Annotated in this window: 14 protein-coding genes; all 14 read left to right on the forward strand. The window is 57.7% G+C overall.

Annotated elements, in window-relative coordinates; all coding sequences use genetic code 11:
* Positions 1 to 207: 207 nt before the first annotated feature.
* The 14 genes from U6037_RS25565 to U6037_RS25630 all read left to right on the forward strand — a co-directional run bounded on the left by U6037_RS25565 (position 208) and on the right by U6037_RS25630 (position 14,695).
* Positions 208 to 1,728 carry an aldehyde dehydrogenase family protein gene (locus U6037_RS25565; RefSeq protein WP_034153748.1) on the forward strand — a complete coding sequence of 507 codons (1,521 nt, stop codon included), beginning with the start codon at positions 208 to 210 and terminating at the stop codon, positions 1,726 to 1,728.
* A gap of 215 nt (positions 1,729 to 1,943) precedes the next feature.
* Complete coding sequence (gene eat / locus U6037_RS25570; RefSeq protein ID WP_322844936.1) at positions 1,944 to 3,395, forward strand: ethanolamine permease; 1,452 nt, start codon at positions 1,944 to 1,946, stop codon at positions 3,393 to 3,395.
* 52 nt (positions 3,396 to 3,447) lie between these two features.
* Entirely contained in the window at positions 3,448 to 4,842 is a 1,395-nt protein-coding gene (locus tag U6037_RS25575; protein WP_322844937.1) for an ethanolamine ammonia-lyase subunit EutB, read from the forward strand.
* Positions 4,839 to 5,672 (forward strand): ethanolamine ammonia-lyase subunit EutC, encoded by an 834-nt coding sequence (gene eutC / locus U6037_RS25580; RefSeq protein WP_416221691.1) that lies wholly within the window; start codon positions 4,839 to 4,841, stop codon positions 5,670 to 5,672. Before U6037_RS25575 ends, eutC begins: the two co-directional genes overlap by 4 nt.
* A gap of 115 nt (positions 5,673 to 5,787) precedes the next feature.
* On the forward strand, positions 5,788 to 6,249 hold the full coding sequence (locus U6037_RS25585; RefSeq protein ID WP_007910890.1) for a GNAT family N-acetyltransferase: 462 nt from the start codon (positions 5,788 to 5,790) through the stop codon (positions 6,247 to 6,249).
* Between the two features lie 229 nt (positions 6,250 to 6,478).
* The gene (locus tag U6037_RS25590; RefSeq protein ID WP_007910892.1) at positions 6,479 to 7,129 is read left to right on the forward strand and encodes a DedA family protein; all 651 of its coding nucleotides are present in this window, start codon (positions 6,479 to 6,481) and stop codon (positions 7,127 to 7,129) included.
* 4 nt (positions 7,130 to 7,133) lie between these two features.
* Positions 7,134 to 7,946, forward strand: a complete 813-nt coding sequence (locus U6037_RS25595; protein WP_322844939.1) for a M90 family metallopeptidase — start codon at positions 7,134 to 7,136, stop codon at positions 7,944 to 7,946.
* A gap of 112 nt (positions 7,947 to 8,058) precedes the next feature.
* Complete coding sequence (ppa, locus tag U6037_RS25600; RefSeq protein ID WP_003205933.1) at positions 8,059 to 8,586, forward strand: inorganic diphosphatase; 528 nt, start codon at positions 8,059 to 8,061, stop codon at positions 8,584 to 8,586.
* A gap of 223 nt (positions 8,587 to 8,809) precedes the next feature.
* Entirely contained in the window at positions 8,810 to 9,556 is a 747-nt protein-coding gene (locus U6037_RS25605; RefSeq protein WP_322844940.1) for a helix-turn-helix transcriptional regulator, read from the forward strand.
* Positions 9,557 to 10,059: 503 nt separating this feature from the next.
* On the forward strand, positions 10,060 to 10,980 hold the full coding sequence (locus tag U6037_RS25610; RefSeq protein ID WP_322844941.1) for a restriction endonuclease: 921 nt from the start codon (positions 10,060 to 10,062) through the stop codon (positions 10,978 to 10,980).
* Between the two features lie 65 nt (positions 10,981 to 11,045).
* Entirely contained in the window at positions 11,046 to 12,131 is a 1,086-nt protein-coding gene (locus U6037_RS25615; RefSeq protein WP_322844942.1) for a macro domain-containing protein, read from the forward strand.
* A gap of 206 nt (positions 12,132 to 12,337) precedes the next feature.
* Positions 12,338 to 13,513: a diguanylate cyclase gene (locus tag U6037_RS25620; RefSeq protein WP_322844943.1), complete on the forward strand. Its 1,176-nt coding sequence runs from the start codon at positions 12,338 to 12,340 to the stop codon at positions 13,511 to 13,513.
* Positions 13,514 to 13,640: 127 nt separating this feature from the next.
* Positions 13,641 to 14,198 (forward strand): hypothetical protein, encoded by a 558-nt coding sequence (locus U6037_RS25625; protein WP_322844944.1) that lies wholly within the window; start codon positions 13,641 to 13,643, stop codon positions 14,196 to 14,198.
* 62 nt (positions 14,199 to 14,260) lie between these two features.
* Positions 14,261 to 14,695, forward strand: a complete 435-nt coding sequence (locus U6037_RS25630; protein ID WP_322844945.1) for a hypothetical protein — start codon at positions 14,261 to 14,263, stop codon at positions 14,693 to 14,695.
* Positions 14,696 to 14,711: the final 16 nt, after the last annotated feature.

Below are 14,711 nucleotides of genomic sequence, written 5' to 3' on the forward strand. Positions count from 1 at the left end.
CCGGTCACACGCTGTGCCGAAAGCGGTACAAATTGTCACCATCTCTGTACCGAAACCATCACAGGCGCCATCCACTCGTCCGACACAAACCGCCCAACCCCTTGATTTACAGGCCCCGCACGGCAGTGGCCCGACCTTTGCTCTACGCTTATAGCAAGCGCACTTGCGCGTTTCTCTAATAAGTACAAAGCCAAGGAGAACATCATCATGCGTTACGCTCACCCCGGTACTGAAGGCGCCAAAGTCTCGTTCAAAGCCAAGTACGGTAACTACATCGGCGGCGAGTTCGTCGCGCCTGTCAAAGGTCAGTACTTCACCAACACCTCGCCAGTGAATGGCCAGCCAATTGCTGAATTCCCCCGCTCCACTGCCGAAGACATCGACAAGGCACTGGACGCCGCCCACGCTGCTGCCGACGCGTGGGGCGCAACCTCCGTGCAGGCGCGCTCGCTGATTCTGCTGAAAATCGCCGACCGCATCGAAGCCAACCTCGAATTGCTGGCGATCACCGAAACCTGGGACAACGGCAAAGCCATCCGCGAAACCCTCAACGCCGACATCCCTCTGGCTGCCGACCATTTCCGCTATTTCGCTGGCTGCCTGCGTGCCCAGGAAGGCAGCGCTGCCGAGATCGACGGCAACACCGTGGCGTATCACATTCATGAACCGCTGGGCGTGGTCGGTCAGATCATCCCGTGGAACTTCCCGATCCTGATGGCCGCGTGGAAACTTGCGCCAGCGCTGGCGGCCGGTAACTGCGTGGTGCTCAAGCCTGCCGAGCAAACCCCGCTGGGCATTACCGTGTTGCTGGAACTGATCGGTGATTTGCTGCCGCCAGGCGTGCTGAACATCGTTCAGGGCTACGGCAAAGAAGCTGGCGAAGCGCTGGCGACCAGCAAACGCATCGCCAAGATCGCTTTCACCGGCTCGACCCCGGTCGGCTCGCACATCATGAAATGCGCCGCCGAAAACATCATTCCATCGACCGTGGAACTGGGCGGCAAGTCGCCGAACATTTTCTTCGAAGACATCATGCAGGCCGAGCCGACCTTTATTGAGAAAGCCGCTGAGGGTCTGGTACTGGCGTTCTTCAACCAGGGCGAAGTCTGCACCTGCCCTTCCCGCGCGCTGGTACAGGAGTCGATCTACGACGAGTTCATGGCCGTCGTCATGAAAAAAGTCCTGCAAATCAAACGTGGCGATCCGCTGGACACCGACACCATGGTCGGCGCGCAGGCATCCGAGCAGCAATTCGACAAGATTCTTTCCTATCTGGAAATTGCCAAGGGCGAAGGTGCCGAGCTGCTGACCGGCGGCAAGGTGGAGAAACTCGAGGGCAACCTGTCGACCGGCTATTACATCCAGCCGACCCTGCTCAAGGGCACCAACAAGATGCGCGTGTTCCAGGAAGAAATCTTCGGCCCGGTGGTGAGCATCACCACGTTCAAGGACGAAGCCGAAGCCCTGGCCATCGCCAACGACACCGAGTTCGGCCTCGGCGCCGGTCTGTGGACCCGCGACATCAACCGCGCCTACCGCATGGGCCGCGCGATCAAGGCTGGCCGCGTATGGACCAACTGCTACCACCTGTATCCGGCGCATGCCGCGTTCGGCGGGTACAAGAAGTCCGGCGTGGGCCGTGAAACCCACAAGATGATGCTCGATCATTATCAGCAGACCAAAAACCTGCTGGTGAGCTACGACATCAATCCGCTGGGCTTCTTCTAAGCGGATGGGGGGCGAGGCAGTCACTTCTGCATCGCCCCTCAGATAGCTTTCGCGAGCAGGCTCGCTCCCAAAGGGGAGCTGCGTACACCTGCAATGTTCGACTCGACACAACGCCAATGTGGGAGCGAGCCTGCTCGCGAAAGCGGTGTGGCATTCAACCCCATGGTTCCTGACGGAGCAATCGGGCCAATAAAACAATAAGAACGGTGAAACCTATGCCTAACGAATCCCCGGCTGGCGCTCCGGCGACCGGCGCCTCCGTCGACTTTGAAAAAGTCGGATCGGATTACTTTCAACAACGCGAACTGAAAAAAGGTGCCGCCGGCTGGGTGCTGCTGGTGGGTCTGGGCGTTGCCTACGTGATTTCCGGTGACTATGCCGGCTGGAACTTCGGCCTCGCGCAGGGTGGCTGGGGCGGCATGTTCCTGGCGACACTGCTGATGGCCACCATGTACCTGTGCATGTGCTTTTCTCTGGCCGAGTTGTCTTCGATGATCCCCACCGCCGGCGGTGGCTACGGTTTTGCCCGCAGTGCATTCGGGCCGTGGGGCGGATTTCTCACCGGCACCGCGATCCTTATCGAATACGCCATTGCCCCGGCGGCCATCGCGGTGTTCATCGGTGCCTACTGCGAATCGCTGTTCGGCATCGGTGGCTGGATCATCTATCTGGCCTTCTACATCATTTTCATTGCCATCCACATTTTCGGGGTCGGCGAAGCGCTCAAGCTGATGTTCGTCATCACCGCCATCGCCGCGTTGGCGCTGGGGGTATTTCTGGTGGCGATGGTTCCGCACTTCGACGTCGCCAACCTGCTCGATATCCCGGTGACCAGTGCCGCAGGCGCCAGTCCATTCCTGCCATTCGGTTACGTCGGCGTCTGGGCGGCGATTCCCTATGCGATCTGGTTCTTTCTTGCCGTTGAAGGTGTGCCGCTGGCAGCAGAAGAAACCAAGAACCCCAAGCGTGACCTGCCGCGCGGTCTGATCGGCGCCATGTTGGTGCTGCTCATGTTTGCCCTTTTGATACTGATCGTCGGCCCTGGCGGTGCAGGCGCCAACTCGCTGCTGACCTCCGGTAACCCGTTGGTCGAAGCGTTGAGCAAGGCTTATGGCGGCTCAACCTGGATGGGCAGTTTCGTCAATCTCGTGGGCCTGGCCGGGTTGATCGCCAGTTTCTTCTCGATCATCTACGCGTACTCGCGGCAGATTTTCGCGCTGTCACGGGCCGGCTACCTGCCACGCAAACTGTCCGAAACCAATAAAAGCAAGGCACCGGTCCTGGCGCTGGTGATTCCCGGCATCATCGGTTTCGGCCTGTCGCTGACCGGCCAGGGCGACCTGCTGATTCTGGTGGCGGTGTTCGGCGCAACCATTTCCTACGTGCTGATGATGGCCGCGCACATCACCTTGCGGATTCGTCGCCCCAAAATGGACCGGCCGTACCGCACACCTGGTGGCATCCTCACTTCCGGAGTGGCCTTGGTGCTGGCGTGCATCGCCGTGGTCGCAGGCTTTTTGGTTGATCCACGGGTGGTCATCGGCGCAGCGATCATCTATGGAGTGTTAATTGCTTACTTTGCGTTCTACAGTCGACATCACTTGGTAGCAGGCACGCCGGAAGAAGAATTCGCGGCGATCCAGAAGGCTGAGCAAGCCTTGCACTGAGTGCCGACAATCCCGGCGCAGGCTCGGTCTGCGCCGTCACGGAGAATTGTGTATGGCCAGTTTCGCTCACACGGTCGGCGCCCAAACCTATCGTTTCGACAGCCTCAAGGACGTCATGGCCAAAGCCAGCCCGGCACGCTCCGGGGACTTTCTCGCCGGCATCGCCGCGCTCAATGACGGCGAGCGCGTGGCTGCGCAAATGGCGCTGGCCGACATTCCGCTCACGCATTTCCTGCAGGAAGCGCTGATTCCCTACGAGTCCGATGAAGTCACCCGACTGATCATCGACACCCACGATAAGCAAGCCTTCGCCGTGATCAGCCACCTCACCGTCGGCGGCTTCCGCGACTGGTTGCTCAGCGATGCTGCCGACGAAACCAGCCTGCGCGCCCTCGCCCCCGGGCTGACCCCGGAAATGGTCGCCGCTGTGTCGAAGGTCATGCGCGTGCAGGATCTGGTGCTGGTGGCGCAGAAGATTCGCGTGGTGACGAAGTTTCGCGGCACTCTTGGCCTGCGCGGGCGCCTTTCGACCCGCCTGCAACCCAATCATCCGACCGACGAGCCTTCCGGCATCGCCGCGAGCATTCTCGACGGCCTGCTCTACGGTAACGGCGACGCGATGATCGGCATCAACCCGGCCACCGACAGCATCGCCTCGATTTGCGCGATGCTGGAAATGCTCGACGCGATCATCCAGCGCTACGACATTCCGACTCAGGCCTGCGTGCTGACCCACGTCACCACCTCGATCGAGGCGATCAACCGTGGCGTGCCACTGGATCTGGTATTCCAGTCGATTGCCGGCACCGAGGCGGCCAACGCCAGTTTCGGCATCAACCTCAACGTGTTGCAGGAAGGCTATGACGCCGGCCTGAGCCTGAATCGCGGAACCCTAGGGCAAAATCTGATGTATTTCGAAACCGGCCAAGGCAGCGCCCTGTCGGCCAACGCCCACCATGGCGTCGACCAACAGAGCTGCGAGACCCGGGCCTACGCCGTGGCGCGACATTTCAAGCCGTTTCTGGTGAACACCGTCGTAGGATTTATCGGCCCGGAATACCTCTACAACGGCAAACAGATCATCCGCGCCGGCCTCGAAGACCATTTCTGCGGCAAATTGCTCGGCGTGCCGATGGGCTGCGACATCTGCTACACCAACCATGCCGAAGCCGATCAGGACGACATGGACACCCTGCTGACGTTGCTGGGTGTCGCCGGGATCAACTTCATCATGGGCATCCCCGGCTCTGACGACATCATGCTCAATTACCAGACCACGTCGTTCCACGACGCGCTCTACGCCCGCCAGACCCTGGGCCTGAAACCGGCGCCAGAGTTCGAGCAATGGCTGGCGAACATGGGCATCTTCACGCAAGCGGACGGCAAGGTTCGCTTCGGTAACAACTTGCCGCCGGCCTTCCGCCAAGCGCTGGCGCAACTGGGATGAGTCGCATGGAAAAACCGCCTGTAGACCCGCAGAACCCTTGGCTGGAACTGCGCCGCCTGACCCCTGCGCGGATTGCCCTCGGCCGCACCGGCACCAGCCTGCCGACCACTGCGCAACTGGACTTCCAGTTTGCCCACGCGCAGGCGCGCGATGCCGTGCATCTGCCATTCGATCATGCCGGGCTCAGCTCGCAACTGAGTGAACGCGGGCGCGAAAGCCTGTTGCTGCACAGCGCCGCCGTGGATCGAAACAGCTATCTGCAACGCCCGGACTTGGGGCGCAAGCTCAGCGATGAAGCGGCGCAGACCTTGCGCGAATACGCAGCGGCGCATCCCGGCGGTGTCGATCTGGCGATTGTCGTGGCCGATGGACTGTCGGCGCTGGCGGTGCACCGGCATACGTTACCGTTTCTCAACCGTCTGGAAGATCAGATGAGCGACGACGGCTGGTCTGTTGCCCCCATCATTCTGGTGGAACAGGGCCGCGTCGCGGTCGGTGATGAAATCGGCCAATTGCTCGGCGCAAAAATGCTGGTGATGCTGATTGGCGAGCGCCCTGGGCTGAGCTCACCGGACAGCCTCGGTTTATATTTCACCTACAATCCAAAGGTCGGACTGACCGATGCCTACCGCAATTGCATCTCCAATGTGCGGCTCGAGGGCTTGAGCTACGGCATGGCGGCACATCGCTTGCTCTATTTGATGCGCGAAGCCTGTCGGCGGCAGCTGTCAGGGGTCAACCTGAAGGACGAAGCACAGGTTCAGACGCTGGAATCGGACGCCGGTGTAGACATGAAAGGTAATTTCCTACTCGATCCGCCCACAACCTGAACCGTTTCCGCATTGCGTTTCTGCGCCGGTTTCAGGCAGGATCGATGCACGGCCGCACGGGTTTCCCATCGCCGTCAGAGCAGTTGAAGACAGCCACTTGAAGACGAGACCTATCATGCGGATTATTCAAGCGACCCTCGAACATCTGGATTTGTTGACCCCGTTGTTCGTCAAATATCGCGAGTTCTACGGTTCCCTGCCTTACCCGGATTCCTCCCGCGCCTTTCTTGAAAAGCGTCTGCGTCGCAAGGAATCGGTGATCTACCTGGCTTTGGCCGATGATGACGACAAGAAACTGATGGGCTTCTGTCAGCTGTACCCAAGCTTCTCCTCGCTATCGCTCAAACGCGTATGGATCCTCAACGACATCTATGTCGCCGAAGATGCGCGCCGCCAGCTGGTCGCCGACAACCTGATCCGCACCGCGAAGAAAATGGCCAAGGAAACCCAGGCTGTGCGCATGCGCGTGTCCACCAGCAGCAACAACGAAGTCGCGCAGAAAACTTACGAATCCATCGGGTTCAAGGAAGATACCGAGTTCAAGAACTACGTGTTGCCGATCAGCGAAGAGCTCTGACCGCACAGGCAATGTGTGATGAGGGAGCCCGCTCCCTCAGGCACGCTGGCCGCATCCTGACAATTGTTCACACCCCGACATCCCTCGCTACAAAACCAACGCGCTTTTCGTCTTTCAGACCGTATAATCCCGATCTTTCCGGCTTGTAAGAAAAACTACACCCCGCTGTAGGCTTACACGAAGTCATCCGCACAGGCCTGCCGAGTCGGGCCGCCATACAGGTGCCCCCATGGATTTCAACCCGCTCGACCTTATCCTGCATCTCGACGTCTACCTCGATTTGCTGGTGAACAACTATGGGCCATGGATCTACGCCATCCTGTTTCTGGTGATCTTCTGTGAAACCGGCCTTGTGGTAATGCCCTTCCTGCCGGGTGATTCGTTGCTGTTCATTGCCGGTGCCGTTGCGGCCGGCGGTGGCATGGACCCGGTCCTGCTGGGCGGCTTGCTGATGCTCGCGGCCATCCTTGGCGACAGCACCAACTACGTAATCGGACGAACGGCTGGCGAGAAATTGTTCAGCAACCCGAACTCGAAAATCTTCCGTCGCGATTACCTGCAAAAAACCCACGATTTCTATGACAAGCACGGCGGCAAGACCGTGACGCTGGCGCGTTTCCTGCCGATCATCCGTACCTTCGCACCGTTCGTCGCCGGTGTGGCGAAGATGCCATACCCGCGCTTCTTCGGTTTCAGCGTGTTGGGCACCATCCTCTGGGTCGGCGGTCTGGTGACGTTGGGTTACTTCTTCGGCAACGTACCGTTCATCAAGAAAAACCTGTCGTTGCTGGTGGTAGCAATCATTCTGTTGTCGCTGGTGCCGATGATCCTCGGCGTGGTTCGCAGCCGTTTCGGCGGCACCAAAGCCCAATCGCACTAAGCTGATGTGGTCGCTGAGCGCCTGGCGTCGCCGGCGCATTCTGGCGAAGCACCCGATTGCCAACGACATGTGGCAACGGGTGCGCCATCAATTGAGTTTTCTTGATGGCATCAGCTCTGCCGAAGATCAATGGCTGCGCGAAGCCTGCGTGCTGTTCCTCGACGACAAACACCTGAGCGCCCTGCCCGGCATCGAACTGCATCAGGAACAACGCCTGCTGCTCGCCGCCCAAGCGCAATTGCCGCTGCTCAACCTGGGCGATCTGAACTGGTATCAGGGCTTCCACGAGATCGTCCTGTATCCCGACGACTTTCTAAGCCCGCAACGTCATCGCGACGCCAGCGGTGTCGAGCATGAGTGGGATGGCGAGCACAGCGGCGAAGCCTGGCAGCAGGGGCCGATCATCCTCGCCTGGCCCGGGGTCATGGCCAGTGGCGGTTGGGAAGGTTACAACCTGGTCATTCATGAACTGGCGCACAAACTCGACATGCTCAACGGCGACGCCAACGGCCTGCCGCCGCTGCATGCCGACATGCGTGTCAGCGACTGGGCCGAAGTGATGCAAAAGGCCTACGACGACCTCAATCGCCAACTCGACCATGACCCGGACGCCGAAACCGCCATCGATCCCTACGCCGCCGAGAACCCGGCCGAGTTCTTTGCGGTCACCAGCGAGTACTTCTTCAGCGCCCCGGATCTGCTGCACGAGGCCTATCCACAGGTCTATGCGCAGTTGCAGCTTTTCTACCGTCAGGACCCGTTGGGCAGGTTGCGGCAACTTCAGGCTACAGACCCGGTCTATCAGGCGCACGACTAAGCTTTGCACGACTTTCGGTACATGGCGTCAACGGCAGAATATGCCTATAATCGCCGCCACTTTTTGGTCAATCCGGCCAAGTGTTTTTGGTCAACTACGGGGGCAACGCCCAATGAGCTACAGCAAGATTCCGGCTGGCAAAGACCTGCCGAACGACATCTACGTCGCGATCGAGATCCCGGCCAACCACGCGCCGATCAAATACGAAATCGACAAAGACAGCGATTGCCTGTTCGTTGACCGTTTCATGGCCACCCCAATGTTCTACCCGGCCAACTACGGTTACATCCCGAACACCCTGGCTGACGACGGTGATCCCCTCGACGTGCTGGTTGTGACCCCATACCCGGTTGCTCCAGGCTCGGTGATCCGCGCGCGTCCAGTCGGCATCCTGAACATGACCGACGACGGCGGCGGCGATGCCAAAGTCATCGCAGTGCCACACGACAAGCTGTCCCAGCTGTACGTCGATGTGAAGGAATACACCGACCTGCCGCCACTGCTGATCCAGCAGATCGAGCACTTCTTCGCGAACTACAAAGATCTCGAAAAAGGCAAATGGGTCAAGATCGAAGGCTGGGCCGGTGCAGACGCCGCCCGCGAAGCGATCACCAAGTCGGTTGCCGCCTACAAAGGCTAAGCACCTGCGCTACGCGTGAGGCTTGAAGAAAACCCCGGTTGATCCGGGGTTTTTTGTGCTCGGCAAAAGCCGTCTTAAACAGAGTGTTTACGACGGACTACAGAAAAGTTTTAGCCTGTGTAATTTCCCACAAGACCGTCTTACATCCCGTCGCAAAATTCAGCCCGTTTTTGAACGTCCGGTTTATTCAAACCGCTCTGGCACGGCCGTAGACTCCGTGTTTATGAGAAAGAACACTAGCGGTCCAAGATTCAAGGCACTCCTGGAAGCTGCGAACATCTCGACGACGGGTTTCGCAAAGTTCTGGGGCACGGAAGCCCAAAATGTCCACAACTGGTACACCCGGGGCGTCCCGGCGTATCGCATGGAAGAAGTCTCACGCCTGCTGTCCGTCAACAGCGAATGGCTGAAAACCGGTGAAGGCATCAAAGAGCTGCCAAGCCTGACTCCGCCTGCCAGCAACGGCGACAGCTTTGACGCCCAGGACCCTCAGGGCGCCTATCGATTCATCCACCCCAACGACATCGAACTGGCCTTCTTCAAAGAAACACCACTCACCAACGGCTCCGACAAAACCCATGTCGTTCAGGACCCGGACCAATCCATTCGCCTGCTGCGCGCGCACCTCGACAAACTGGACATTCGCCATACAGACGCCATCTGCGCACACATGATCGGCAACAGCATGGCCGAGCGCATCGAAGACGGCTCCGTCGTCGCCATCGATCGCGGCTTGACCCAAGTGGTGGACGGCGAAATCTACGCCATCGAACACGATGGCATGCTGCGCATCAAATACCTGCACCGCATGCCCGGCAACGGCTTGCGCCTGCGCAGCCACAACAGCGCCGAATACCCGGACGAAGTATTCCGCCCGGCGCAGATCGAGGAGCAACGGATTCATATATTGGGCTGGGTATTCTGGTGGTCGACGGTGAGCAAACGGCGGCCGGTGGTGCCGTTTCTCTAGAAAACGGTAAGGTCTCTCGGCAAACATCGATCCCTGTGGGAGCGAGCCTGCTCGCGAAGAGGCCCGGACAATCGGTACAAATCCCGGATTTCTGGCGTAGAAGTCGCTCTAAACCGCACTTCAGACTGGGAATCCCAAGCAAAACTCAGTATCCTGCGCCCCACATTTGCGCATCGACCCGCCCGCGGCTCAGACAGCGCCCGACACGGCAGACCAACGTCTGACCAAGTCCCACAGCCGGACGCAGATCCGGATGTACGTTTTGAAGGCTGGCAAGGCTTACCAAAAATAGGCCAAGCCAGTCCCCGAGAAGCCGGCCACAAGCCGGCTTTTTAATGCCTGTGAGAAAGTGAACCAGCCAGTATTCGACATATGTGCGAACCGAGACATAGCGACTTACGTTTTCACGCAAACAGTGCTTACTCTCCAAGGCATCCTCAGCGAGCGTTAATTTATACTCGCCCGCCGGTTAGTTAAAAAACCTTCAGCACAGGGATGCGCCTATGTCCGTTCCAACCTACGATCAGTTCATCGAACCGATCCTTCGTTTTCTCGTCACAAAACCCGAGGGTGCGATTGCTCGGGACGCTCACGAAGCGGCAGCAAAAACACTGCAACTGACCGAAGCACAGCGCGAAGAATTGATCGCCAGTGGTCAGGCGACCTACAAAAACCGTTCAGGTTGGGCTCACGATCGACTCAAACGTGCCGGTCTTTCCAGCAGTGCCAAACGCGGGTATTGGAAATTGACCGATGCAGGCTCGCAGTACGCCAAGGAGCATGCATTTCCACTGTCGGCCAAGGACGTGGAGCATTTGGCAATCGGCTACATGAATGTGAAGCTGAAGGTCGCGCCTGATGCTGAACCACTAGACGACCAACCAAACATTGAGCCAGACCTGACCTCCGCCACCGAAAGCCCTGACGACCGACTGGAGCGAGCGCTAAAGGAATTGCGCGATGCCACGGCGGCGGACCTTTTGGACAACTTGCTGCAAGTTAGCCCCAACCGTTTCGAAGTGATCGTGCTGGATGTGCTTCATCGACTGGGGTATGGCGCCAGTCGCAATGATCTGCAACGTGTCGGCGGTTCCGGTGATGCGGGTATCGACGGCATTATCTCGCTCGATAAATTGGGGCTGGAGAAAGTTTATGTTCAGGCCAAACGCTGGCAAAACACGGTTGGCCGGCCTGAACTGCAGGCGTTCTACGGAGCACTCGCCGGGCAAAAAGCTAAGCGCGGCGTATTCATCACCACATCTGGCTTTACCGCACACGCTGTTGACTTCGCTAAATCGGTGGATGGCATTGTGTTGGTAGACGGAACGCGACTGGTGCATCTGATGATGGATCATGAGGTTGGCGTGACATCACGCTTGTTGCGGTTGCCGACTGTGGATCGCGATTACTTTGATGAGGAATAAGGTTTGCCGCTCTCTGATCTGGCTCTTGCTCTGCTAGTCCATGCGCGCCCCAAATGGTATTTCCAATGATCAGATTCACCCAAGGCAACCTGCTGGAAGCCAAAACCGAAGCCCTCGTCAACACGGTGAACACCGTAGGTGTGATGGGTAAAGGCATCGCGTTGATGTTCAAAGAACGCTTTGCGCAGAATTACCGTCTGTATGCAGCAGCGTGCAAGGCCGGTGAAGTAGAAACCGGCAAAATGCACGTGACGGCCACCAATGAACTCGATGGTCCGCGCTGGATAGTGAATTTCCCTACCAAACGTCATTGGCGCTCTCCGTCGCAAATGGCGTGGATTACCGAGGGTTTGCATGATCTGCGTCGTTTCTTGATAGAAAACGATGTGAAGTCTGTCGCTGTCCCGCCGCTAGGTGCTGGTAACGGTGGGCTGAAGTGGCCTGAAGTGCGTGAGCAAATTGTTGAGGTACTGGACGATCTGGACGTGGATGTATTGGTGTTCGAACCCTCCAATCAGTATCTGAATGTCGCTAAACGCAACGGAGTTGAGCAACTCACTCCGGCACGGGCGCTGATTGCAGAGCTGGTACGACGTTATTGGGTTCTGGGGATGGAATGCAGCCTGCTCGAGATTCAGAAACTGGCGTGGTTTCTTGAGCGAGCAATCGAAAAACTTCCTAGTACTGAGAACCCGCTGAATCTTAAATTCGTCGCCCATAAATTCGGACCGTACGCTAATCGATTGGAACATCTGCTCAACAATCTGGATGGCAGCTATCTGCATTGCGACAAGCGCATCAGTGATGCGGGAATCACCGATGTGATTTGGTTTGACCAGGATCGCAAAGCCTTTTTGCAGACCTACCTCAAGACTGAAGCCAAGGAATACTCCCAAGCGTTAGAACGCACGGCTGAGTTGATTGATGGCTTTGAATCACCTTTTGGCATGGAGTTGCTCGCGACTGTCGACTGGTTGCTGATTCAGGACGGCATTGCGCCAACCGTTCCAGCTTTACGCGAAGCGCTGCTGAAGTGGGATGGTGGTTCCAGCGCTGCAGTGCGGAAAAACAAGCTATTTGACGATCAAGCTCTGGGGATCGCAATCGAGCGCCTTACTTCCAGCAGTTTCAGTCCAAACATAGCGGTCTGACGCCGGAGCGAAACAGGGCAATTGCTGCTGCACAATTGCCCCGCTGCCTGTCGCAATGACTTAGGCAATCCGCAGGCCAATGCGCCAACACTTGCAAAACCCAACCCCCACAGTGCTAAATCCCGCCTTGTAACCACCCCTCTGTTTTTACCCGCATCCCCGACCCCGGCCGGATTCCGGTAATGAGCCTCACGGGAATCCATGGAATGGCCCTGCATATCCCGACCCTGCTGGTCGTTTCGGTCTTCGTCTTCTTTTTGATGGGGCTTTTGACGCTACACGCCTGGTATCGCGAAACCCGTGAGCCGCCGCTGGCGTACCTCGGCAGCATGATGTTGCTGGGCGCCTTGGGCGTGGTATTGGTCAGTTGGCGTGATCGAGGCGTCGACTTCATTCCGATTGTGTTCGGCAATGTTGTTCTATTGCTCAGTGCAGCGATGAACTGGACGGCCATGCGCACGCTGGTCGGGCGCAGACCGTCAGTGGCCGGCATTCTGGCGGGGGCGTTCGCCTGGCTGACCTTGTGCCTGATTCCCGCCTTCTACGAGTCGATGCCCAATCGGGTTCTGATCTACTCCTTGCTGGCATTCGGTTACGGCGTGATGACCACGCTGGAGCTCTGGCGCAGCCGCCACACCCTGGACGTCGCGTTTATGCCGGCGCTGGTGCTGACCGTTTTGCACACCGTGTTCTACGCGGTTCGCAGTGCGACCGATGAAGGGCTGCCGTTGACAAAGGCGCTCTTGGGCAGTGGCGAGGGCGTGCCGTTTTTCTCGTTCATGCTGTTCGAGTCGATGCTCTATGTCATCGGCATTGCCTACATCACGCTGGCGATGGTCAAGGAGCGTGCCGAGCTCAAGCTCAAAGCGGCAGCGTTCAGCGATCCGCTGACGGGGATTGGCAATCGTCGCGCTTTCATGATGAACGCCGGGCAATTGCTTGCCGAAAGTCAGCAACACGCGGAACCGGCAGCTTTGCTGCTTTGCGACCTGGATAACTTCAAGCGTCTGAATGACACCTATGGCCATCCCGTCGGGGATCAGGCGTTGATTGCGTTTGGCCGGATTGTGGTCGATAGCCTGCGCAAGGAAGATGTTTGCGGGCGGATCGGTGGTGAGGAGTTTGCTTGCCTTCTCAGCGACTGCGACGAGCAGACTGCACTGGAGATTGCCGAGCGAATCCGCCGTTCCTTCTCGCAATTGTCGATTCTTGAGCCGGGTTTGCTCAGCGTCAGCATCGGCGTGGTGACCACCCGTGAATCCGGCTACGACTTGTCGCGCCTGCTCTCGGAAGCCGATCAGGCGCTGTACGGTGCCAAGGATCAGGGGCGCAATCGTGTGCAGACGTTGCGCTCGTTGTACCTGAGCCTTACCGATAATTAATGCTCAACAAACGACCATTTCAATAAGCCATTAGCACATCCGCCCTAATTGCCCCATTCGGCACCCGCCACTAAATTTCCATTCTGTTTTTGTGCCTCACAAAAGCGCCAAGGAATGGAGCAGCACCATGTCATCGTTTTTCAAACTGAGTAAATCCCTCGCTTTACTGACCGCACTATCGTCAGCCACTTCAGCGTTAGCGGAAGAACCGAACCCCATCGGCGATTGGTGGATCATTTATGGCAACGGCGTCCCGCACAAAAACATCATGTATGTCGCCGACAAAACTTCTGTGGTGCCGTCGACACTTACCAAGGGCGCGCAGATGTTGGCGGTGACGCTGGTGTATGAAGAGCCGGGCAAACCGATGATTGATGCCTACAACCTGGAAGTTCAGTGCAAGACAAACAAGCTGCGGTTTGTTAATGGCCAGTCGGTGGATCGAATTGCCTACATGCTGCGGCACCTGAAAGTGAACGAGCAATGGCAGCAGCCGAAGGAGTTCTGGGTACAGCGCGCCCTCGCTTTCGTTTGCGCCCCGGAGAAAAAAGACATGATTGCCGTGGGCAAGATGGAGCATTTGCAGATGATCCAGGGCATGCAGCAAATGTTCTTCAAACTGGCACCGATTCAAGAGAAAGGCCAAATGATGGACAACCTCGACTTGATACTGGGCAACAAGTAACAGCCTGACTTCTTAACGCAGCAGCGCGCTAATTCGTATCGCACATGACATCGGGAGTCATGATGAATCAATGGACTAAAACGTTACTGACGCTGCTGATGACAGCCTCAACTTTGCTGGTGAATGGCTGCCACCTTGTTGCGCAGTCTCGCTGGGAAGGACGGGATGTTCAGGAAGCACTCGATCTGTTCGGCAAACCTGACTCGATGAAAAAACAGACCGCTGCCAACGGCGAAAATCTCGCCGTCCTGACTTGGTTCAAATCCTCCAGCTGGACAACCACTGAAGCGGCCGGCACTTCCATGAATCACACCGGCAACGGCATGGTTTATACCGAATACTACGAAACGGTCGGGCATAGTTCGGATTGCAAACTGGAAGCCACCGTTAATAAAGCCAAAAAGATTGTGCTGTTCAGGATCGAGGACGGAAAAATCATTCATGGCAAATGCATCAACGTTCCGTTCGTACCCGGTTACATTCCGCCCGGTTTCTAGTCCTGCCCCTGAGGAA

This window comes from Pseudomonas sp. B33.4 (assembly GCF_034555375.1).
Taxonomy (GTDB): Bacteria; Pseudomonadota; Gammaproteobacteria; order Pseudomonadales; family Pseudomonadaceae; genus Aquipseudomonas.